The 22,072-nt window shown below is 67.5% G+C and carries 18 protein-coding genes; 9 read left to right on the top strand and 9 right to left on the bottom strand.

The window, feature by feature from the left end:
• The first annotated feature begins 18 nt into the window (after window positions 1–18).
• Entirely contained in the window at window positions 19–1,203 is a 1,185-nt protein-coding gene (locus tag AC1DOP_RS16660) for a hypothetical protein (RefSeq protein WP_477252301.1), read from the top strand.
• A complete protein-coding gene (locus AC1DOP_RS16665; RefSeq protein WP_442122899.1) occupies window positions 1,196–2,116 on the top strand; it encodes an AAC(3) family N-acetyltransferase in 921 nt (306 codons plus the stop codon). The genes AC1DOP_RS16660 and AC1DOP_RS16665 overlap by 8 nt, the downstream gene beginning before the upstream one ends.
• A gap of 21 nt (window positions 2,117–2,137) precedes the next feature.
• Here the strand turns inward: AC1DOP_RS16665 and AC1DOP_RS16670 are convergent, their stop codons facing one another.
• From AC1DOP_RS16670 to AC1DOP_RS16685, 4 genes are all read right to left on the bottom strand, one after another.
• On the bottom strand, window positions 2,138–3,460 hold the full coding sequence (locus AC1DOP_RS16670) for a glycosyltransferase (RefSeq protein WP_442122900.1): 1,323 nt from the start codon (window positions 3,458–3,460) through the stop codon (window positions 2,138–2,140).
• 86 nt (window positions 3,461–3,546) lie between these two features.
• Entirely contained in the window at window positions 3,547–4,530 is a 984-nt protein-coding gene (locus AC1DOP_RS16675) for a polysaccharide deacetylase family protein (RefSeq protein ID WP_477252304.1), read from the bottom strand.
• 37 nt (window positions 4,531–4,567) lie between these two features.
• Complete coding sequence (locus AC1DOP_RS16680) at window positions 4,568–5,746, bottom strand: glycosyltransferase family 4 protein (protein ID WP_442122902.1); 1,179 nt, start codon at window positions 5,744–5,746, stop codon at window positions 4,568–4,570.
• A 106-nt stretch (window positions 5,747–5,852) separates the two neighbouring features.
• Window positions 5,853–6,914, bottom strand: a complete 1,062-nt coding sequence (locus AC1DOP_RS16685; RefSeq protein ID WP_442122903.1) for a GNAT family N-acetyltransferase — start codon at window positions 6,912–6,914, stop codon at window positions 5,853–5,855.
• Window positions 6,915–7,422: 508 nt separating this feature from the next.
• Between AC1DOP_RS16685 and AC1DOP_RS16690 the strand changes: the two genes are divergently transcribed.
• The 5 genes from AC1DOP_RS16690 (at window position 7,423) to prsR (ending at window position 14,801) form a co-directional block, all read left to right on the top strand.
• Window positions 7,423–8,712: a nucleotide sugar dehydrogenase gene (locus AC1DOP_RS16690; RefSeq protein ID WP_442122904.1), complete on the top strand. Its 1,290-nt coding sequence runs from the start codon at window positions 7,423–7,425 to the stop codon at window positions 8,710–8,712.
• Between the two features lie 63 nt (window positions 8,713–8,775).
• Complete coding sequence (locus AC1DOP_RS16695) at window positions 8,776–9,804, top strand: SDR family oxidoreductase (RefSeq protein WP_477252307.1); 1,029 nt, start codon at window positions 8,776–8,778, stop codon at window positions 9,802–9,804.
• Between the two features lie 40 nt (window positions 9,805–9,844).
• A complete protein-coding gene (locus tag AC1DOP_RS16700) occupies window positions 9,845–11,257 on the top strand; it encodes a TIGR03013 family XrtA/PEP-CTERM system glycosyltransferase (protein ID WP_442122906.1) in 1,413 nt (470 codons plus the stop codon).
• Between the two features lie 54 nt (window positions 11,258–11,311).
• Window positions 11,312–13,417 (top strand): XrtA/PEP-CTERM system histidine kinase PrsK, encoded by a 2,106-nt coding sequence (prsK, locus tag AC1DOP_RS16705; protein ID WP_442122907.1) that lies wholly within the window; start codon window positions 11,312–11,314, stop codon window positions 13,415–13,417.
• A gap of 22 nt (window positions 13,418–13,439) precedes the next feature.
• A complete protein-coding gene (gene prsR / locus AC1DOP_RS16710; protein WP_442122908.1) occupies window positions 13,440–14,801 on the top strand; it encodes a PEP-CTERM-box response regulator transcription factor in 1,362 nt (453 codons plus the stop codon).
• Between the two features lie 15 nt (window positions 14,802–14,816).
• Here prsR and AC1DOP_RS16715 read toward each other — a convergent pair whose 3' ends face one another.
• Genes AC1DOP_RS16715 through AC1DOP_RS16735 form a run of 5 tightly spaced genes read right to left on the bottom strand, consistent with a single transcriptional unit; the run spans window position 14,817 to window position 19,009 of the window.
• Window positions 14,817–15,680 (bottom strand): hydrolase 1, exosortase A system-associated, encoded by an 864-nt coding sequence (locus AC1DOP_RS16715; protein ID WP_477252310.1) that lies wholly within the window; start codon window positions 15,678–15,680, stop codon window positions 14,817–14,819.
• Entirely contained in the window at window positions 15,670–16,512 is an 843-nt protein-coding gene (locus AC1DOP_RS16720) for a hydrolase 2, exosortase A system-associated (protein ID WP_477252312.1), read from the bottom strand. Before AC1DOP_RS16720 ends, AC1DOP_RS16715 begins: the two co-directional genes overlap by 11 nt.
• A 3-nt stretch (window positions 16,513–16,515) precedes the next feature.
• Window positions 16,516–16,761, bottom strand: coding sequence for an acyl carrier protein (locus AC1DOP_RS16725; protein ID WP_442122911.1), 246 nt, complete (start codon window positions 16,759–16,761; stop codon window positions 16,516–16,518).
• Window positions 16,758–17,813, bottom strand: coding sequence for a GNAT family N-acetyltransferase (locus AC1DOP_RS16730; protein ID WP_442122912.1), 1,056 nt, complete (start codon window positions 17,811–17,813; stop codon window positions 16,758–16,760). The genes AC1DOP_RS16725 and AC1DOP_RS16730 overlap by 4 nt, the downstream gene beginning before the upstream one ends.
• Window positions 17,810–19,009 carry an aminotransferase class I/II-fold pyridoxal phosphate-dependent enzyme gene (locus AC1DOP_RS16735; RefSeq protein ID WP_477252315.1) on the bottom strand — a complete coding sequence of 400 codons (1,200 nt, stop codon included), beginning with the start codon at window positions 19,007–19,009 and terminating at the stop codon, window positions 17,810–17,812. Before AC1DOP_RS16735 ends, AC1DOP_RS16730 begins: the two co-directional genes overlap by 4 nt.
• 85 nt (window positions 19,010–19,094) lie before the next feature.
• On the opposite strand from AC1DOP_RS16735, the gene AC1DOP_RS16740 reads away from it, so the two are divergent.
• Together AC1DOP_RS16740 and AC1DOP_RS16745 are read left to right on the top strand one after the other, a co-directional pair.
• Window positions 19,095–20,678 carry an acyl-CoA ligase (AMP-forming), exosortase A system-associated gene (locus AC1DOP_RS16740; RefSeq protein WP_477252317.1) on the top strand — a complete coding sequence of 528 codons (1,584 nt, stop codon included), beginning with the start codon at window positions 19,095–19,097 and terminating at the stop codon, window positions 20,676–20,678.
• Window positions 20,675–21,910, top strand: a complete 1,236-nt coding sequence (locus tag AC1DOP_RS16745) for a pyridoxal-dependent decarboxylase, exosortase A system-associated (protein ID WP_477252319.1) — start codon at window positions 20,675–20,677, stop codon at window positions 21,908–21,910. Before AC1DOP_RS16740 ends, AC1DOP_RS16745 begins: the two co-directional genes overlap by 4 nt.
• Window positions 21,911–22,072 lie beyond the last annotated feature (162 nt).

Here is a 22,072-nt window from a genome sequence, read left to right on the forward strand (position 1 = left end):
TTTTACTCAGGGCTGCCCGTGTTCCAACTGCTACGAAAAATCAAGCACCAGCTTTCCCAGCCGCCGCTGTCCGACATGGCCAAGGCCGAGCTGGAGGTCGACAAGCGCGGCCTGCCGGCCCGCGATCCCGGCCCCGAAGCCGTCATCGCCGCCTGCACCGAATGGCTGTGCACGGCGCAGGACAACTCGGCCTCGAAGGACGGCGGCGTGGCGCGCGACTTCAGCCTGCAGAAGGGCTGGGCCACCTCCTATCCGGAGACCACCGGCTACATCATTCCGACCATGATCACGATGGCGAACCGCAACGGCGACGCCGGCCTGCATGCGCGCGCGCGCCGGATGCTGGACTGGTGCGTGGAGATCCAGTTCCCGGAAGGCGGCTTCATGGGCGGCAAGATCGACGCCACCCCGCGCGTGCCGGTGACCTTCAATACCGGCCAGATCCTGATCGGCCTGGCCGCCGGCGCCGCCGAATACAAGGACGAGCGCTACCTGGACTCGATGCGCCGCGCCGCCGCCTGGCTGCGCGACAGCCTCGACGAAGACGGCTGCTGGCGCAAGTTCCCGACCCCGTTCGCCAAGCCGGGCGAGAAGGCCTACGAGACCCATGTGTCGTGGGGCCTGTTCGAAGCCGAGCGCGTGGCGCCAGGCAATGGCTACGGCGAGGCCGGCCTGCGCCAGGTCGACTGGGCGATCGGCAAGCAGCAGCCGAACGGCTGGTTCGCCTCCAACTGCCTGACCGACGCCGACAACCCGCTGACCCACACCATCGGCTACGTGCTGCGCGGCGTGCTGGAAGGCCACCTGCTGTCCGGCCGCGCCGACCTGCTGCAGGCGGCCGAGCGTACCGGCAAGAGCCTGGTCGAAGCGATCGGCGCCGACGGCTACCTGGCCGGCCGCCTGGACCGCAACTTCCGCGGCGCCGTGAACTACGTCTGCCTGACCGGCTCGGTGCAGATCGCGCACTGCCTGTTCCTGCTGCACCGCCTGACCGGCGAGCGCCGCTACCTGGAGGCCGGCCGCAAGCTGACCGCCTTCGTGCGCCGCACCGTGCGCTTCGAAGGCCATGAAGGCATGGTCGGCGGCATCAAGGGTTCCTTCCCGGTGAACGGCGACTACGGCCAGTGGGAATACCTGAACTGGGCCGCCAAGTTCTGCATCGACGCCAACCTGCTGGAAATCGAGCTCGCCGGCAATGCTTAAACCCCTCAAGCGCACCGTCAAGGCGGCCCTGGAAGCGCTGCGCCGCCGCCGCAGCGAGCGCCAGCTCCGCCAGTCCGGCAGCCACGTGACGCGCGCCGACCTGGCCCGCGACCTGGCGCGCCTCGGCATCCGGCCGGGCGACACAGTGTTCCTGCATTCGTCCCTGAAAAGCCTCGGCTATGTGGAAGGCGGCGCCTCGAGCGTGGTCAAGGCGCTGCAGGACGCGGTCGGCGCGGAAGGCACGCTGCTGGTGCCGACCTATTATCTGCCGGCCGGCACCGTCAAGGCGACCTGCGAGATGGAAGGCTATGTGTTCGATCCGCGCAGCCACGGCACCAATATGGGCCGGCTGCCGGAAACCTTCCTGCGCGAGGCGGCCACCCACCGCAGCGTGCACCCGACTCATTCGGTGTCGGCCTGGGGCAGGCACGCGCAGTACCTGACCGAAGCCCATCACCGCGCTCCCTCGATCTTCGGCGAAGGCTCGCCGTGGCAGCGCTTCGTCGGCCTCGACGGCGCCAAGGTGCTGGGGCTGGGCATTTCGATGGGGCCGGTGACCTTCTACCACGTGGTGGAAGACGCCATGGGCGAACGCTTCCCGGAACCGATCTGGGAGGAGCGCACCTACCAGTTGCCGTGCCTGGACAAGGAGGGCAAGCACTGGGACGTGCCGGTGCGTCCGTTCGCGCCGGCGGTGGCGGCGCGCCGCATCGACTACGCCGCGCGCGAAGACCTGCGCGCGTATTTCCGCGAGGAGTTCGAGCGCGCCGGCCTGCGCGTGAACGGCAAGGTGGGCGAGGGCGATTCCTGGTTCATCCCGGCCCGCGCCTTCTTCGACCATCTGGAAAAGATGGCGGGGCAGGGCATCACCATTTATTCAACTGCCGAACAGCTGGCCGCCCGGCCTCGGTAACGCTGAACAAAACCGCGCGCGTCAGTCCTGGCGCGCGTGTTCCTTCACCACTTCATCCAGCAAGGTCGCGAACTGGCTGCTGCGCGAACGGCGCGAATAGAATTCGCTGGCGTTTTCCGGCGGCAGCGGCGCCTCGCCGCTGCGCACCAGGCCGACGAAGCGCATCACGCCGGCCTTGATGTCGTCCTTGTCGTCCAGCCGCACGATGGTGTCCAGCCCGGCGCCGCGCATGGTGGCGGCGGTGTCGCCGGCCGGATCGGTCAGCGCCAGGATCGGACGGCGCGCGCGCATGTATTCGTACAGCTTGGCCGGGATCTGCGAATTGCAGTGCGCCGCCTGCATCACCAGCAGGCCGTCGGCGTCCAGCATCTCGGCCAGCGCCGCGCGATACGGAATCGGCGGTTCCAGCACCACCAGGCCGTGCAGGCCGTGCTGGTCGATCAGGTCGCCCAGCAGGTCTTCATGGATCGAGGCGCGCAGCACTACGCGCAGGGTGTCGGGGCCGATCAGGCCCTCGCGGCGCAGTTCGCCCAGCGCCGCCAGCATCGCGCTCGGATCGCGTTCGGTCGGATAGATGATGCCGCTGTGGAGCAGCACCAGCGGACCGTCGCCCTTCGGCTTCGGTACGTAGCTGGCGGTGGCGCGCACGAAGTCGTCTTCGTCGTAGCCGTTCTCGATCAGGCCGAAGCGCGAAGGCGGCACCTCCGGATAGCGCGCGCGGTACATCGCCAGCGCCCCCGGCGTGGTGAACACCATGCGCGTGCAGTTGTGCACCGTGAGCTTTTCCACCCAGCGGTAGGCGCGCCACACCAGGCGGTTGGGGGGCGTGTGCTCCTCGGTCATCGGATCGCGCATGTCGGCGATCCACGGCAGGCCGGTGAAGCGCTTCAGCGTGTAGCCGATCAGGTGCGCGGTCGGGATCGGATAGGTCGACCAGATCAGGCGCGGGCGGTGTTCGCGGATCAGTTTGAGGCCGGCCGGCACGGCGCCGAACAACCAGGTGATCCAGCGGTCCGGCAGCGCCATGCCGCGCAGGTAGCGGCCGCGGATCGCCAGGTGACGTCCGGAATCGAGCGCGAAGGCGCGCCGCACGACCAGGTCGCCCGGCACGTCGTTCATCTGGTCGTCGCTCGAGGCCACATACGCACGCGGGTGAGCGGACAGCACCAGCGGCTTCCATCCCAGCTGGGGCAGGTGCTGGGCGAACTTCAGCGTGCGCTGGATGCCGCTGCTGCCGCGCTGCGGCGGGAAGTGGAAAGCCACCAGCAGCACGCCCGGCCTGGCGGCAAGCGGCGCCGCCGGTGCTTCATCGAAGGCCGCGCTCTGCGGCACATCGGTCTGCACGGGCGGCTCGTGGATTTCCGTCAAAGTGGAATTGCTCCTGTTTTGCATCTGGGGCTTTCTTGTACGGCAGTGAAGACAAATGAAACCTAGCTGGCCAGCCAGCGCAGCAGGCGCAACATATAAAAGAAGGTACTCGTGTCCCACGGCCGTGAACGCGGCAGAGTGAACACATTATCCGCTTCCGTGACCGGACCCGGCGCCGTCGAGAACGCGGCCGCGAAACCGGCATCGCGCACCATCGCCACGTGCCGTTCGTCGAAGTCGAGGCTGGGCTTGCCGTTCGGGTAGGCGAAATGGCGCACCGGCCGGCCCAGGATGGCTTCCAGGGCCGCCTTGCTGCCGGCGATTTCGGCCATCGCGTCGGCGTCCGGCAGGCTGGTCAGGATCGGGTGCGACACCGTGTGCGCGCCGATCTCGACGTTCGATGCCTGCAGCGTGCGCACCATCTCCGCGCTCAGCATCAGCGGACGGCCGGCGGGACGGGCGAGCGCTTCCAGTTCCTCGACCAGCGCCATGCGCTCGGCGGGCGGCAGATACTTGGCGCGCGTGGTCAGCTGGCGCACCGCGCTGCAGCGCGCCTCCATGCTGTCGAGCGGATGCCGGCCGGCGCCGATGGCGCGCAGGTCCAGCTCCTGGCCGACAGCGGCGCGGACGGCGTCGACGATGCGGTCGTTCCACATGTTCTCGTCGCTGTCCACGTAGCCGCTGCTGACGAACACGGTGGCCGGCAGGTTGAACTCGCGCAGCACCGGCAGCGCCAGGTCGTGCACCGAGCGGTAGCCGTCGTCGAAGGTGATGCAGACCGCGCGCGCCGGCAGGCGGCCCTGCTGCAGCGCGGTTAGCGCCTCGTCCAGCGGCAGCACCTTGAAGCAGTCCGCCAGCATCTTCATGTGCTTGCGGAAGGTCCGGACGTCGGGCTCGTTCTCGAGCAGCGGGTCGGAGACTTCCAGGATCCGGTGGTAGTTCACGATGCACAGGCGCGCCTTGCGTGCTGGCCACAGGGCGTAACTGTCGCCGATGGCGCGCATCAGCACCGGGATCGGCGCAGCGGAACGCTGGTAGGTGCTCATGCCCGGCTCCCTGGCCGGAAGATCGCTAAAGAAAGTCTCACGCGGCGTAATCTACAATGATTTTCTGGAAGAGGTCGATCTGGCCGCGGGTGGTGAAGTCCCAGCTGAATCCCTCGGCATAGCGGCGGGTGGCCGCCCGGTCCGGATTGCGTGCGCGCAGCTGCTGCACCGCTTCCAGCACGCCCTCGCTGCTGTAGTGCGGCATCAGCATGCCGGCGGCCGGCGCCGCCACCACTTCCGGCGATCCGCCGACGGCGCTCGCCACCACCGGCGTGCCGCAGGCCATCGACTCGAGCAGCACATTGGCCCAGCCTTCACGGCTGGACGCCAGCACCATCAGGTCGGCCGCATTGAAATACTGTTTCAGTTCGGGCTGCGGCACCGCGCCCAGGAAGCGCACGCGGTCGGCCACGCCAAGCCTTTGCGCCAGCGCTTCCAGCTTGCCGCGGTCCGGGCCGTGTCCGGCAATCAACAGAACCACGTCGGGCAAGCCCGGCAGCGCTCCGATGATCAGGTGGTGCCCCTTCAGCTCGATCAGGTGGCCGACCGAGATCAGGGTGTACTGCGTCAGGCCGAGCGTGGCGCGGATCGCCTCGCGGTCGAGCGGGCGGAAGGTGTCCAGGTTGACGCCGTTGCGCAGCGGCGTGATCGCGGCCGGACGCACGCCCAGCTGCACCAGGCTGTCCTTCAGCGCCTGGCTGACGGTGATGATGCCCCTGGCCTGGCTGGCGGCCCACTGGATCATGCGCCGCGGCAGCGGAAACTGCGGAAACAGGTTGACGTCCGAGCCGCGCGCCGTGATCACCACCGGCTTGTTGAAGTAGCGGCCCAGCATGGCGGCGGCCACGCCGTCCGGATAAAAATAATGGGCGTCAATGGCGTCGAAGTCGTAGCCCTCGTCGATGATGCGGCCGATCTCGCCCTTCGCGCCCTGCATCAGCAGCATCGGTGCGACATTCATGCCCACCTTCGGCAGGGTGACGTAGCGCGGGTGGCGGATGTCCAGGCCGTGGCGCTCCTCGCGCGCGGGCACCGCCGGATACCTGGCGTACTGGCCGAAACGCGGATGACGCGAGGGGAACCAGGGCACCGGCGCCACCACCCGCGACGCGACCTGGCCGCTGGCCACCAGGTTGCGCAGCCGGGTCTCCACGAAGATGCCGTGGTTGGGCTGCTGCTGGTTCGGGAACAGGGTGCTGAAGGTCAGTAGCTTCATGGAGCGGTACGGGGAACGGTGCCGCCGGTGCGGACGAAATGTCTTACGATAATAAAATTGAAATTAGCATTAAGCAAGGTCGCACGAAACATTAAATGCGGCCTGACTACAATGTGATGTAACGGCGCAGCCGCGGTCCCAGCTGGTTGGCCACGCTCAGCGGCAGCTTGCTCCAGGCTTTTTCGATCAGCGGCCGCAGGCTGCCGGCGCGGGACAGGCCCGATTCGGCGACTGGCAACTCGGCGCCGGCCTTCCACTCCTGCCAGGCGAGCGGATGCGGCAGCGCGCCCCACTGCTCCTTGAATTTATAGGTGCCTTCGCCGAAGGTCGAGCGGCCGAAGTCGAATTCGCGGATACCCAGCGTGCACAGGTGGGACTGGATCGCCCAGTACAGCAGCATATTGGGCGCCAGGCGGTTGTAGTCGGCCAGGGTCGAGGCCCAGGGAATCACCGCCTTGCCTGCGCACAGCAGGACCCAGCCGGCGCCGACCACCTTGCCTTCATGGCGCACCAGCATGACGAACATGCCGTCGGCGCCGTAGTGCCGATGGATGGCCTTGAACCAGTCCAGGCTGTGAGCCGGGCTGCCGAGCCGGCGCATGTTCTGCGCATACACGTCGTAAAAAGCCTGCACGGCCGCGGCCGAGGTCGACATTTCGGCGCCCAGGCCGTTCTTTTCCGCCTTGCGGATCTGGCTGCGCAGCTTGGGCGGATAGGATTTCATCAGCGCTTCCGCACTGTCCGGCAGCTGCAGCACCATGCGCACCTTGCGTCCCTCCAGGCCGCTGCCATCGCCGGGGCCGGCGGAGCAGCGCAGCTCGAGCGAGTTCAGTTGACGGACGCCGAGTTCGCGCCGCGCATGCGCCGCCAGCGCCGCCGTCACCTGCGCATCCTCGCCCAGCGGACCGCCGAGGTCGCAGAAGGGCTGCGATACCCAGCGCGGCTTGCCGAAGGGACGGGCAATCGTGCACAGCGGCAGCACGCCCGCCAGGCGGCCGCCGCGGCGCGCCGCCAATACCTGGCTGCGGTAGCCGTAAGCCTCGCTGACCGCGCGGCACCAGGCGGACAGCTGGTAGGCGCTGGCCGCCGGATGGCTGCGCACCCAGGCGTCCAGCACCGTCGTCTCGGCCGCGCTTGCATCTATATAAGTGAATTCCAGTTCGTTCAAAGCCAGGCTCCGCATCTGCATCGGGGTACAGAAGGTCTGTTAACTAAAATGCATGAATGCCTCCGCATTGTAAGTGATGCGCAGCCGGGCTCGCCAACAATCGTGCGCAATCGAACGCGCCTGGCTCGTCGCCAGCCAGCCGCTGTAGAAATATTGATATCAATAAATAAACTGTTGTCTTAGCATTCCGTATCGATGCAGAGCCCTGCTTTTTGCGTGTCTTGTATTGACGCTCGCGCAAACTCTGTTCCAAGATTTGGAACCCATCATAAATATCCTGACCCGCAACCGCCTTGCTCAACAGTACGCGCACGATAGCGCGACATTAAATCTTGTTTTTTTTTGAAGATGCTAAAATTGCATTTAGGCTATGGATGAGTTGGCAACCGGCAACCCCATCCTGTTGTTTTTTAAGAGTAATGTAAGTCGTTTGTTGAGTGCCATATATTTCCGTGCTATATTAAAAGTTAATATAATGGCAAAAATCAATACTTGATCGGGACGTGATATGAAAGCGGATGAAGTCGTCGCAGTAGTAGGCTTGGGCTATGTTGGTTTGCCGTTGGCTGTCGAATTCGGCAAGAAAGCGAAAACCATCGGTTTCGACTTGTCGGCAAGTAAGGTTGAAAACTACAAGAAGTTCGTCGATCCCACCGGAGAGGTCTCGACCGAGCAGCTGAAAGCAGCGCAATATCTGGAAGTCACCACCGACCCATCGCTGCTGTCCCAGGCCGACTACATCGTGGTCGCCGTCCCGACCCCCGTCGACATCGCCCATAACCCCGACTTCACCCCGCTGGCGGGCGCCAGCAAGACCGTCGGCAAGCACATGAAGCGCGGCGCGATCGTCGTGTTCGAGTCCACCGTCTACCCCGGCGCCACCGAGGAAGTCTGCATCCCGATCATGGAAAAAGAGTCGGGCATGAAGTGGCAGCAGGACTTCCACGTCGGCTTCTCGCCGGAGCGCATCAACCCGGGCGACAAGGAACATACCCTCACCACCATCCTGAAAGTCGTGTCCGGCGACGACGACGAGACCCTGGACCGCGTCGCCAGGCTGTATGAATCGGTGGTGACGGCCGGCGTGTACCGCGCCTCCAGCATCAAGGTGGCCGAAGCCGCCAAGGTCATCGAGAACACCCAGCGCGACCTGAACATCGCCCTGATGAACGAACTGGCGATCATCTTCGACAAGGTCGGCATCGACACCCTCGAAGTCCTGAAAGCCGCCGGTACCAAGTGGAACTTCCTGCCCTTCCGTCCGGGCCTGGTGGGCGGCCACTGCATCGGCGTCGATCCGTATTACCTGACCCACAAGGCCGAGATGGTCGGCTACCACCCGCAGGTGATCCTGGCCGGCCGCCGCATCAACGACGGCATGGCGAAATTCGTGGCCGAAAAGACCGTCAAGTCGATGATCTCGTCCGGCTTCCACGTGAAGGGTTCGAAGGTCAACGTGATCGGCCTGACCTTCAAGGAGAACTGCCCGGACCTGCGCAACTCGAAGGTCGCCGACATCGTCCACGAACTCGAATCCTACGGCTGCGACGTGCACGTCTACGATCCTGTCGCCGAAGCCGAGGAAGCCCGGCACGAATACGGCATCAAGCTGGAACGCTGGGAAGACCTGCCGAAGGCGGACGCCCTGGTGGTGGCCGTCCCGCACAAGGAAGTGCTGGCCCGCTCGCTGCTCGACTTCCAGTCCAAGCTGAACGACAACGGCTGCTTCATCGACGTCAAATCGCAGTTCGACCCGAAAGCGATCAGTGAAGCCGGCTACTGCGTCTGGCGCCTGTAATACTGCCCAATACGGCCGTCCGCCTGCGCGGGCGGCCGCGCAATCCCTAAAGTGTCTGCAAACGTGAACAAGATTCAAGATGTCCAACAGCAGTTGCGCCAGCACAGCTACCACTGGCTGGTCACCGGCGCTGCTGGCTTCATCGGCTCGAACCTGGTCGAAGCCCTGCTCAAGTTGAACCAGCGCGTCACCGCTCTCGACAACTTCGCCACCGGCCACCAGCGCAACCTCGACCAGGTCCGCGAGCTGGTGGGGGAGGCCGCCTGGGCCAACTTCCGCTTCCTGCAGGCCGATATCCGCTCGCCCGAGGATTGCGTACGTGCCTGCGAGGGCGTCGATTTCGTCCTGCACCAGGCCGCACTCGGATCGGTGCCGCGGTCGATCGCGAATCCGCAGCTGACCAACGAGACCAATATCACCGGTTTCCTGAACATGCTGGTGGCGGCGCGCGACGCGAAAGTCAAACGCTTCGTCTACGCCGCGTCCAGCTCGACCTACGGCGACCATCCGGGCCTGCCGAAGATCGAGGACCGGATCGGCAAGCCGCTGTCGCCGTATGCCGTGACCAAGTACGTCAACGAGCTGTACGCCGACGTGTTCGGCCGCACCTACGGCATGGAATCGATCGGCCTGCGTTATTTCAACGTGTTCGGCCCGCGCCAGGATCCGAACGGCGCCTATGCCGCCGTGATCCCGAAGTGGGTGGCGGCCCTGATCCGCAACGAGGAACTGCGCATCAACGGCGACGGCGAGACCAGCCGCGACTTCTGCTACATCGACAACGTGGTGCAGGCCAACCTGCTGGCGGCAACGTCCGGTAGCGAGGCCGCCAACCAGGTGTACAACGTGGCGCTGAACGACCGTACCTCGCTGAACCAGCTGCACGCGATGATGTGCGAGCTGCTGGCGCCGCGTTTCCCGCATGTGGCCGCGCACCGGCCGGCGTATGTTGATTTCCGCGCGGGCGACGTGCGCCACTCCCAGGCCGACATCGGCAAGGCCGGCGCGATGCTGGGCTATGCGCCCACCCACCGCATCGGCGAAGGGCTGAAGGAAGCCATGGACTGGTACGTGCACAACCTGTCTCAATAAGCACTGCAGTATGTAATCAAGAAGAATACCGGAGGGTAGCGTGCTTAAGATTTCGAATCACTACGTATCGAAGATCGTCTTCGTCTTGCTGTTCGTCGAGGTGCTGGTGCTCCTCGGCGCGGCCTATGTCGGTGCGGCGGTGCGCTTCATTGAACTGGGCCAGCCGGTCAGTCTTCCCAACATCCAGAACCTCGATCATTTCTTCACCTCGGCCATCGCCTTCACCGCCGCCATCATCTTCAGCATGAGCGCGATGGGCATGTACCAGCTCGACTTCAACGAAGGCCTGCGCAATCCCTTCTTCATGAAGCTGATGCCGTCCTTCCTGATGGGCTTCCTGATCCTGACCCTGGTGTTCTACGTCGCTCCCGACCTGTATTTCGGACGCGGCATCCTGGCGCTGGTGTTCGCGATCGCCGCCGCCGGCATCTTCATTGCGCGGATGATCTTCTTCAAGAGCTCGGAGCTGCGCTTCCTCGAGACCCGCATCCTGTTCCTGGGCAGCGGCCCGCTGGCCAAGGAATGCAGCGACCTGGCCCTGCAGAGCACCAGCTACCACCGCTACAACATCACCGGCTTCATCCCCTCGCCCAACGAGGAATTGTGCGTGCCCTCGGCCAGCCTGCTGAACGGACGCGAAGGCGATACCCTGGTGTCGTTGGCGCGCCAGTACAACGTCGAGGAGGTCGTGGTGTCGGTGCAGAACCGCCGTGGCGGCTTTCCGATCAAGGAACTGCTCGAGTGCAAACTGGCCGGCCTGAAGGTCACCGACGCCGCCACCTTCTTCGAACGCGAGACCTGCCAGATCCGGGTCGACTCGCTGCAGCCTTCGTGGCTGGTGTTCGGCGGCGGCTTCGACCAGAGCTTCGTGCGCACCTTCATGAAGCGCAGCTTCGACATCGTGTGCAGCGTGATCATCCTGGTGCTGACCCTGCCGCTGATGCTGCTGGCCGCGCTGGCCGTCAAGCTCGAAGACCGCGGTCCGGTGTTCTACTCGCAGGAGCGGGTCGGCAAGGACGGCAACACCTTCTTCGTGCATAAATTCCGCAGCATGCGCACCGACGCCGAAAAAAGCGGCAAGCCGCAGTGGGCGCAGCAGAATGATCCGCGCATCACCCGCATCGGCAACTTCATGCGCAAGACCCGCATCGACGAGCTGCCGCAGATCCTCAACGTGTTCAAGGGCGAGATGTCGTTCGTCGGCCCGCGCCCGGAGCGTCCCTATTTCGTCGAACAGCTGATCGAGGTGGTCCCGTATTACAATGTGCGCCACAGCGTCAAGCCGGGCATCACGGGCTGGGCCCAGGTGCGCTACGGCTACGGTTCTTCCGCCGAGGACGCGCTGCAGAAACTGCAGTACGACCTGTACTACGTGAAGAACAACAGCCTGTTCCTCGACGTCCTGATCCTGATCGATACCCTGAAGGTCGTTCTGTTCCGCAGCGGACGCTGACCCGGTTCTGCGGTCAGCGCTGCGGTTTCCATTCCACTGTTGCGACGGTGTACCGTGACCAATATTGCCGCCTATAGTTATGCACTGGCCGCAGCAGGCTACCTGCTGCTGTGCCTGCCGGTGCTGTCGGGATGGCGCGGACGCGCGCAGCGCGGCACCCTGTCCGCCGCCTGCCTGCTGACCGCGCTGTGGGCCGCCGTGCTGGCCCTCGACGCCACCCATGACCGGCTCTGGACCGCGCTCACCGCCTCGCTCGAGGTGCTGCGCGACGGCGCCTGGTCGGTGTTCCTGGTGGCCCTGCTGGGCCACTGGCGCAGCGGGGGCGAACCGCCGTCATGGCTGCCGATCAGGCTGCCCTTCGATGTACGGCCCTCGCTGTTCGTGGCCGCCTGCGCCTATGTCCTGCTGCTGGGGGCGCTACTGGCCGGGCACTTCAGCTTCGAACTGCTGAGCGCACTCGGCGCGATGCCGGTGGTGACCGCCTTCGCCTGCCTGGCCGTGTACGGCATGCTGCTGGTCGAACAGGTGTACCGCAACAAGACCATCGAGGAACGCTGGGCGATCAAGTTCGCCTGCCTGGGCATCGGCGGCATGTTCGCCTACGACTTCTACCTGTACACCAACATGATGCTGTTCCGCGAACTGAATCCGGAACTGTGGAACGCGCGCGGCGTGATCAATGCGCTGACGGTGCCGCTGGTGGCGGCGTCAATGGCGCGCAGCAAATCCTGGAGCACCTCCTTCGTGGTCTCGCGCCGCGTGATGTTCCATTCGGCCGCGCTGTTCGGCTCCGCGGTCTACCTGCTGGCGATGGGATCGGCCGGCTATTACCTGCGCTTCTTCGGCGGCCGCTGGGGCACGGTGATGCAGGCCGGCTTCCTGTTCGGCGCGGTCAGCCTGCTGCTGGTGATCCTGTTCTCCGGCACCTTCCGCTCCTGGCTGAAGGTCTCGATCAGCAAGCACTTCTTCAGCTATAACTACGACTACCGCGAGGAGTGGATGCGCTTCACGCGCACCCTGTCCGAACGCGGCCCGAACCTGGGCGACCGCGCGATCCAGGCGATGGCGGCGCTGGTCGAGAGCCCGGGCGGCACCCTGTGGCAGCGCAACGAAGCCGGCCGCTACGAGCCGCGCGCCAGCTGGCACGGCCCGGAAGGCGGCGTGACGGAGCCGGGCAATTCGCCGTTCTGCCGCTTCCTGGAGAGCTCGCAGTGGGTGGTCGACCTCGACGAATTCGTGGCCCGTCCCGACAAGTACGAAGGCCTGGCGGTGCCCGACTGGCTGCTGGAGTATCCGCGCCGCTGGCTGGTGGTGCCACTGATCCTGCACGAGAAGCTGTTCGGCTTCGTGGTGCTGCAGCGCGCCCGCAGTCCGCTCAAGCTGAACTGGGAAATCACCGACCTGCTGGAGATCGCCGGCAGCCAGGCCGCCGGCCACCTGGCCCAGGAAGACGCCGCCAACGCGCTGATGGTGGCGCGCCAGTTCGAATCCTTCAACCGCATGTCGACCTTCGTCGTGCACGACCTGAAGAACCTGGTGGCCCAGCTGTCGCTGATGAACGCGAACGCGGAAAAGCACAAGGACAACCCGGAATTCCAGCGCGACATGCTGGAAACCCTGAACCACTCGGTGCAGAAGATGAAGCTGCTGCTGCAGAAGCTTTCCCGCACCGAGAACGCCGACAAGAAGCTGCCGCTGGCGGTCGAGCAGGTGGTGCGCCAGGCGGTGGCGCTGAAGAGCGCCTTCGAGCCGCGCCCGCAGCTGGTGGTCGAGGTGCCGGGCCTGCAGGTGGTGGCGGACCGCGAACGCCTCGAGCGCGTGGTCGGCCACCTGATCCAGAACGCGATCGAGGCCACGCCGCGCGACGGCCATGTGATGATCCGCCTGGGCCGCCGCGATACGGACGGGCAGCTCGATGCAGTCGAGATCGAGATCACCGACACCGGCGAAGGCATGAGCGAAGAGTTCATCCGCGAGCGCCTGTTCAAGCCCTTCGACTCGACCAAGTCGGCCGGCATGGGCATCGGCGTGTTCGAAAGCCGCGAATACATCACCGAGCTGGGAGGGCAGCTGGAAGTCAGCAGCCAGCCCACGCTCGGCACCACGTTCAAGGTCGTGCTGCCGCTGTACCGCGAGACGGCCGCAGCCATGCCCGCCTGAGCGATTCCCGAGAGAGGATACCGTGACCCAAACCAAACCCAAACTCCTGATCATCGAAGACGATCCCGGCCTGCAGAAGCAGCTGCGCTGGAGCCTGGACGCCTATGAGGTCGTGGTCGCCGGCGACCGCGAGGCGGCGCTGGCCCAGATCCGCCGCCACGAACCGGCGGTCGTCACCATGGACCTGGGCCTGCCGCCCGATCCGGACGGTTCCACCGAAGGCCTGGCCACGCTCCAGCAGATCCTGGCGCTGGCGCCGGACACCCGCGTGATCGTCCTGACCGGCAACCAGGACCACAACAACGCCGTCAAGGCGATCGGCATGGGCGCCTACGACTTCCACCAGAAGCCGGTCGACCCGGAAGTGCTGAACCTGGTCATCCAGCGCGCCTTCTTCCTGCACAACCTGCAGCAGGAAAACCACCGCATGCAGCAGTCGCAGGCCGATTCGCCGCTGGCCGGCGTGATCTCGCGCGACCCCGGCATGCTGAAGGTCTGCCGCACCATCGAGAAGGTGGCGCCGACCTCGGCATCGGTGATGCTGCTGGGCGAATCCGGCACCGGCAAGGAAGTGCTGGCGCGCGCCATCCACGCGCTGTCGCCGCGCTCGAAAGAGCGCTTCATGGCGATCAACTGCGCGGCGATTCCGGAAAACCTGCTCGAGAGCGAGCTGTTCGGCTACGAGAAGGGCGCCTTCACCGGCGCCGCCAAGCAGACCAAGGGCAAGGTCGAACTGGCCCATGGCGGCACCTTCTTCCTCGACGAGGTCGGCGACCTGCCGATGCCGCTGCAGGCCAAGCTGCTGCGCTTCCTGCAGGAGCGCGTGATCGAGCGCATCGGCGGCCACGAGGAGATCCCGGTCGACGTGCGCATCGTCTGCGCGACCCACCAGAAGCTGAAAGACCTGTGCGTGCAGGGGCGCTTCCGCGAAGACCTGTATTACCGCCTCTCCGAGATCGTGGTGAACATCCCGCCGATGCGCCAGCGCGAAGGCGACGCCGCCCTGCTGGCCCACCATTTCAAGAACAAGTTCTGCGCCCAGGAATCGCGCGCCTCGCTGCACTTCGCGCCCGACGCCATCGCCGCGATCGAGGGCTATGCCTGGCCGGGCAATGTGCGCGAGATGGAAAACTGCATCAAGCGCGCGGTCATCATGGCCGACGGGAATACCATCGTCGCCGACGACCTCGGCCTGCCCGACCTGGAAGCCGAGGAAGCGCCGCTGAACCTGCGCCAGGTGCGCGACGAGGCCGAGTACAAGGCCATCGTCAGGGCGCTGGCGCGGGTCGACGGGAATATCGTGAAGGCGTCGGAGATGCTGGGCGTCAGCCGCCCGACCCTGTACGACCTGATGGGCCGGCACGGCATCAAGACCACCGCCTGACCGGTCGCGGGATCTCTACCAGGACCGCAGCCAGCCGGCGGTCCAGCCGACCACCTGGTCGTGCCATTCGCGCCGCGAGCAGGTGTGGTCGGCGCCGTCCAGCGTGTGCCGGGTGACGGCGGGACCGTCCAGCAGGCGCTGCCAGTCGCGCGAGCCGGATGCCAGTCCGGCGAATTCCTGGGCGGTCAGGTCGGCGCCGCTCAGCATCACCAGCGTCTTTCCTTCGAAGCCCTGCAGGGCCGCGTACATGCGCTCGGGAAGGGCGGCATCCTGCGCGTCATCCTGCGCCGCGGTCTTGCCGCCGCCGAAGGCCGAGCGCACCGAGGCCGCGAACGAGCGCGCCGCCTGGCCGGCCTCGAAATTGCCGCTGGCGATCTTCTTCCACAGCCCCGGATCCAGCAGCCTGGCGCGGTAATAATGCTTCAGCGTGGCCTTGGCCGCGCCCTGTTCGGTGCGCACCCAGGGGTTCAGCAGGGCCAGCCCGGCCACCCGCGGGTCGCCGGGCGCATACATCGCGGCGGCCGAGGCGCCGTCGCACAGGCCCCACAGCACCACGTCGCGCATGCCCGGCACCTGGGCGAAAAAGCAGTCGAGGGCCGCGCGCAGGTCGTCCCGGACCCGTTCGAAATCGCGGGCTTCTCCCTCGCTGTCGCCCATGCCGCGGTAGTCGAAGCGCAGCACCGGGAAGCCGGCCTGCGCCAGGCTGCGCGCCAGCAGCGTGAACTGGCGGTGGCTGCCGGTGCGCACCTGCGGACCGCCGACCACGATCAGCACGCCGCGCGGCGCCTTCGCCTGCGTCATGTGCGCCGGCAGCGACAGCACGCCGTACAGCCAGGCGCCGGCGCAGGGAAAGGACAGGGTGCGTTCTTCAGCCTGCATGCGCGGCCTCCGGGTACAGCCGGCTCGTGGCGTCGAGCAGGGTGGGACATTCGGCGATCTCCGGCGTGGCCCAGAATTGCTCGCCATGCACCAGGTGCACGCCGAAGTCGATGCGCTGGGCCTGCCAGATGGCGGTGACGCGGCTGGAAGCCGGCGGCAGCGGACGCCCGGCCGCCGGACTTACCTCGAACCAGTCGATGCGGCAGCCGCGCGGCGCCAGCACCGAAGCGTCGAGGGGATCGATGGCGGCGGCCAGTTGCGGCGCCAGCTCGTAGCCGGCGATCTCGACCGGCCGGCCCTGTTCGAGCGCCACACGCAGCGCCTTGGTGCCGCCATTGGCGGCGCCCTCCTGCACCATGTCGGCGGCAATCCGCAGGCGCAGGAACTGGTTCATGACCGCGGCGCCATTCGCCATCGGCTGCCACAGCAGCAGGCGGTGCGGCACCTCGCGGGCGCCGGCGGCATAGTCGAGCGCGAGCAGGGCGCCCAGGCGCAGGCCCCATAGCCCGGCCGGACGGCCCAGGCGCTGCTGCAGCCAGGCGCGCGCCGCCTCGGCGTCGGCCTTCCAGCCTTCCCAGCGGGCTTCGCCGAATTCGCCGCTGCTGTCGCCGCAGCCGTGCAGGTCGATCTGCAGCACGCCGACGCCGCGCGCGGCCAGGGCGCGCGCCTGCAGCGCCGCCATGCGGCGGCTCTTGTTCATTTCTTCGGCAAAGGGGTGCAGGTAGACCAGCGCGTCGCGGCACTCGCCCTGCGGCGGATGGAACAGGCAATAGCGGGTCCCGTCCCGCACGGGCAGGAAAAAGCTTTCCGCGGGCGCGTGTGCCGGCGTCATGCCTCAGGCGGCCTTCTGTTCCACGAAGGCGGCCAGGCTGCCCAGCGTCGCGAAGGTGCTGGCGCTGATGTCGTCGTCGTCGACGGCGATGCCGAAATGGTCCTCGAGCGCGCCGATCAGCGAGACCACGGCCATCGAGTCGAGCTCGGGCAGGCTGCCCAGCAGCGGGGTGTCGGCCGACAGCGGAGTAGCCGGGTCGAGGCCGAGCACGTCGGTGAGGATGGTTTTGACTTCGTCGAGATACTTCATGATCCTTGTTCGTCCGTTGGTGCGCCGGCGGCGCGGCGTTGCCGCGCTTCGCGCAGCGCGTGCAGGTGGCGCAGCGCAGGCCAGCGATAATGGTTGACATGGTACATAGTGCGTACCTCTTCCGTCCAGCGCGTATGCCATTCCATCACGCGGCCGTAGAACTCGAGGCGGGCGAAGCGGCCGCCCGCGAACAGCGAGCGCATCGCTTCCTCGCGCATCAGCAGCGCCGGCGACAGGCTGGCCGGCACGGTTTCGTCGTAGGCGGTCTTCAGCACGACGATGCTGTCGCGGTCCTCGACGCACAGGTCCATCGCCACCAGGTTCTCGCCGAAATGATAGCGGTAGACGCTGGCGGCGTCCTGCCGCGCCATCGCTTCGAGCATGGCGCGGTAGTAGCGGCCCTGGGCGTCGCCGGCGCGCACCGCGGTGCCGGCGCCGGCCTTCCAGCCGCTGCCTTCCAGGCGGGCGTAATCCTCGACCGCCTGCGCCATCGCGGCGGGATCGCGGGCGATCTCGAGCCGGGTCGCGATGCCGTCGCGTTCGAGCCGGTTGCGTTGCTTCTTGAGGTTGGCGCGCAGGTTCTTGCCGCGCGCCTCCCAGTAGGCGTCGAAGCCGCCCGCCAGCGTCACCCGCGCGGTGTCGATGTAGTCGAGGGTGCGGACGGCCGGTCCTTCGGGCGGGCGCGGCATAATCATCGGGTCCATCTGGGTCAGCGCGCACACCAGCGGAAAGCCGGGCAGGGCGCCGAACAGGCTGCGCACCAGTGCGCCGGCGTCGAGGCCGGGCAGCTGCAGCCACAGGCCGACCGGGGCCTGGGCCGGTTGGAAAGTGGCCCAGGCACCGCGTCGGGTCGGGGCTAGCACCGCCATCGCGACCGTGCGTCCGTTCTCGCGGCCTTGCGCCAGCAGCTCGGCGCCGCTCGCGAAGGCGTCCAGCAGGGGCGCCACGAAAGCCGGCGCCAGCAGGGCCGGGGCGCCGGCGGCGGCGTGCAGGGAAGTCCAGTCCGCGGCGGCTTCCCGGAAGCGGGCGGCGGGAACGATGGTCCATTTCATGTGCATACCTCGCGCCTGACGGTGGCGATCAGCCAGCTGAATTCGTCCTCGCGCAGCTCCTGGTGGCAGGGCAGGCCCAGCACCTGGCGCGACAGCCGGGCGGAGTTCGGGCAGGTGGCGTCGTCGACGCCGTCCCACAGCGGATAGCCGAAGCGGGTCAGCGGCACGCCGGCGGCGAGCAGGCGCTGCGCCAGGCCGTCCGCATCGTCGGCCAGCAGCGGGAACAGCCAGGGGCAGACGCCGTCCGGCAGGCGCGGATGCAGGGGCCGCACGCCGGGCAGGCCGAACAGGGCTTCGAGCAGCCGCAGGTAGTTGCGCCGCCGCCGCGCCGCCACCCGGCTGCTGGAGGACAGCGCCAGCACCAGGCGCGAGGCGAGCGAAGCGCGCTTGTCGATCCAGTCCGGGTCGAAGCCGTAGCCGCTGTCGGAGGAGGCGGGCGCCAGCGCGGCCGGCGGGCTGCCCGCATGCCTGCCGCGCTTGAGCGCATTCCACGCCAGGTCCTTGGCGCGCAGCGGCAGCCACAGCGCGGCGTGCAGGGGGCGCAGGCGGCCGAAGGCGAAGCCGCGCTCGATGGTGTTGAAGGCGGCCTTCAGTTCGAAGCCGGCGCCGGCCGGGCGCAGCCTGGCGCCGGCCAGCGGGTGGCGTGCCGAGACCAGCGCGCCGCCCTCGTACAGGGGCAGGAATTTCATGATGCTGGCGGCCGCGTAATCGCCCCAGGCGCCCAGCGGGCGTCCTTCGTGCTCGCCGATGAAGGCGTGCGCGCAATCCTCCAGCAGCGCCACCCCGTGTTCGTCGCACAGCGCGCGCAGGGCCGCCAGCGGCTGCGGAAAGCCGAAGAAGTGGGTCGCCACCACCACCCGCGCGCGCGGCGCCGCGCGCAGCAGGGCGGCGATGTGTTCGAGGTCGGCGCCGGCGTCGGGCCCGATGCGGTAGAAGGCCGGCGCCGCGCCGCGCCACAGCACCGGCGGCACCATCGAGGCGCTGTGGTAGGCCGGCAGCAGTACGGTGTCGCCGGCGCCCACGCCGAGCTCGCGCAGCGCCAGCGCGATCGCCACCCGTCCGCTGGTCACCAGGCGCGCCTCGCCGGCGTCGAGCACGGTGGCGGCGCGTCCGCCGGCACTCCGGTAGAACGAGGCCAGCGACAGTACCGGTGCGAGCGGAATGGCGGGACGGGAAGGAGGCGGGGCGACGAGCATGACCCAGTATAAACTGCCGCGTAAAAATTGGGCGAACTGGTAAGATGGCGGGCTGCGGCGGACCGCCGCGTTTCTCCTGTTTGCCATGGCCGATCTGATCCACGACTTTATCTTCGATGCCGCCCGCCGCACGCCCGCCGCCGAGGCGCTGGTCGACGGCAGCCGCCGCCTCGACTACGCCGCCCTGGCCGAGGCCGTCGAACAGGCCGCCGGCGCGCTGCTGGAAGCGGGCGTGGCGCGCCGCGAGCGGGTCGCGGTCTACCTCGACAAGCGCGTCGAGAACGTGGCCGCGATGTTCGGCGCGGCGCTGGCCGGTGCGGTGTTCGTGCCGGTCAATCCCCAGCTCAAGGCCGCGCAGGTGGCGCACATCCTGGCCGACTGCAACGTGCGCGTGCTGCTGACGTCGCCGGAGCGCCTGGCCCAGCTGAAGGATGTGCTGGCCGATTGCCCCGACCTGCGCACCGTGTTCGTCACCGGCGCGCCGGGCGCACTTTCCACAGGCGCGGCGGCGCTGCGCGAATGGAGCGCGGCGCAGACCCGTCCGGAGCCGCGGCAGCTGGCGGCGCGGCGCGCGATCGACGCCGACATGGCGGCCATCCTCTATACCTCGGGCAGCACCGGCAAGCCGAAGGGCGTGGTGCTGTCGCACCGGAACATGGTGGCCGGCGCGCGCAGCGTCACCGCCTACCTGGAGATCACGCCGCGCGACCGCATCCTGTCGGTGCTGCCGCTCAGCTTCGACTATGGCCTGAGCCAGCTGACCTGCGCCTTCCTGGCCGGCGCCACCGCGGTGCTGATGAACTACCTGTTCCCGAAGGATATCGTGAAGGCGGTCGTCGACGAGCGCATCACCGGCCTGGCGGCGGTGCCGCCGCTGTGGCTGCAGCTCGGCGCGCTGGACTGGCCGGCCGGCTGCACGCTGCGCTATCTGACCAATTCGGGCGGCGCGATGCCGCAGCGCGCGGTGCAGGCCCTGCGCCGGGCGCTGCCGGACGCCGAGCTGTTCCTGATGTACGGCCTGACCGAAGCCTTCCGTTCGACCTACCTGCCGCCGGCCGAACTGGAACGCCGCCCCGATTCGATCGGGCGCGCGATCCCGAACGCCGAGGTGATGGTGGTGCGCCCCGACGGCACGCCGTGCGAAGCGGACGAGCCGGGCGAGCTGGTGCACCGCGGTGCGCTGGTGGCGCTGGGCTACTGGAACGATCCGGTCAAGACCGCCGAACGCTTCCGCCCGGCCCCGGGCCAGCCCGCCGGCCTGCCGCTGGCCGAGATGGCGGTGTGGTCCGGCGACACCGTGCGCATGGATCGCGACGGCTACCTGTACTTCATCGGCCGCAGCGACGACATGATCAAGGTCTCCGGCTACCGGGTCAGCCCGACCGAGGTCGAGGAAGTCGTCTACGCGACCGGCCTGGTGCGCGAGGCGGTGGCTTTCGGCGTGCCGCATCCGGTGCTGGGCCAGGGCATCGTGCTGCTGGCGCTGCCCCAGCAGGACGGCCTGGAGCCGGCCGAACTGCTGCGCCAGTGCCAGCGCCGCCTGCCGGCCTGGATGATGCCGGCCCATGTGGTGCTGAGCGGGCAGGCCTTCCCGCGCAACCCGAACGGCAAGATCGACCGCCCGGGCCTGCGCACCCCTTACCTGAACCTGTTCGAGAATCCCGCATGAGCGCCGCCCGTCCCGTCCACGCCCCCCAAACCCTGTTCCCGGTTGCCGACGGCTGCCTGCTGGTCGGCGGCATTCCGCTGCCGCGCCTGGCCCAGCGTGTCGGCGCGACCCCGTTCTACGCCTACGACCGCGCCCTGCTGGATGCGCGCGTGGCCCATGTGCGCGCCCACCTGCCGCCGGAGATTGCCCTGCATTTCTCGATGAAGGCGAACCCGATGCCGGCCCTGGTCCAGCACATGGCGGGCCTGGTCGACGGCATCGACGTGGCGTCCGCCGGCGAGTTGAAGGTGGCGCTCGACACCGGCATGGCGCCGGAACACCTCAGCTTCGCCGGTCCCGGCAAGCGCGACGGCGAGCTGCTGCAGGCGGTGGCCGCCGGCGCCTGCGTGCACGCCGAGTCGGAGCGCGAAGTGCGGGCCCTGGCCCGCATCCAGGCGCAGACCGGCATCGCGTCGCGTCTGGTCCTGCGTATCAATCCGGACTTCGAGCTGAAGGGCTCGGGCATGCGCATGGGCGGCGGCGCCAAGCAGTTCGGCATCGATGCCGAGGACGCGCCGCGGGTGCTGGCGCTGGCCGCGGAACTGGGACTCGAGGTGCTCGGTTTCCACATCTTCAGCGGTTCGCAGAGCCTGAAGGCCGAGGCGATCGTCCAGGCCCAGGCCCAGACCATCGAGCTGGCGCTGCGCCTGGCCGAGGGCAGTCCGCATCCGGTGCGGATCCTGAACCTGGGCGGCGGCTTCGGCATCCCGTATTTTCCGGGCGAGCAGGCGCTCGACCTGGCGCCGATCGGCGAGGCGCTGGCGGCCGCGCTGCCGCGCTTGCGCGCCGCCCTGCCGCAGGCGCAGCTGTCGATCGAGCTGGGACGCTACCTGGTCGGCGAGGCCGGGGTCTACGTGACCCGGGTGATCGACCGCAAGGTCTCGCGCGGCCAGGTCTTCCTGGTCACCGACGGCGGCCTGCACCACCACCTGGCGGCCTCCGGCAACTTCGGCCAGGTGATCCGCAAGAACTACCCGGTCGCGATCGGCAACCGCATGGCGGACGGCGAACGCGAAACGCTGTCGGTGGTGGGGCCGCTGTGCACCCCGCTCGACTTGCTAGCCGACCAGATGGAGCTGCCGGCCGCGGACGTCGGCGACCTGGTGGTCGTGTTCCAGTCCGGCGCCTACGGCCGTTCGGCCAGCCCGCAGGGCTTCCTCAGCCACCCGGAAGTGGTGGAAGTTCTCGTCTGAACAGGCGTTCCGGCCGGCGCCGGAACGCCGTATGCAGTTAGGGCGAGAAAGCAACAGTTCTGCCCTGTATTGACCCGCGCACGATTGTTGCAATTCTTGACACGTCTTATTGCTTGCTCTACTCTGCTTTGACACATTTCTTCCGTGTAAAAGCTCGCATAC

This window comes from Massilia sp. 01N410 (genome assembly GCF_056399665.1).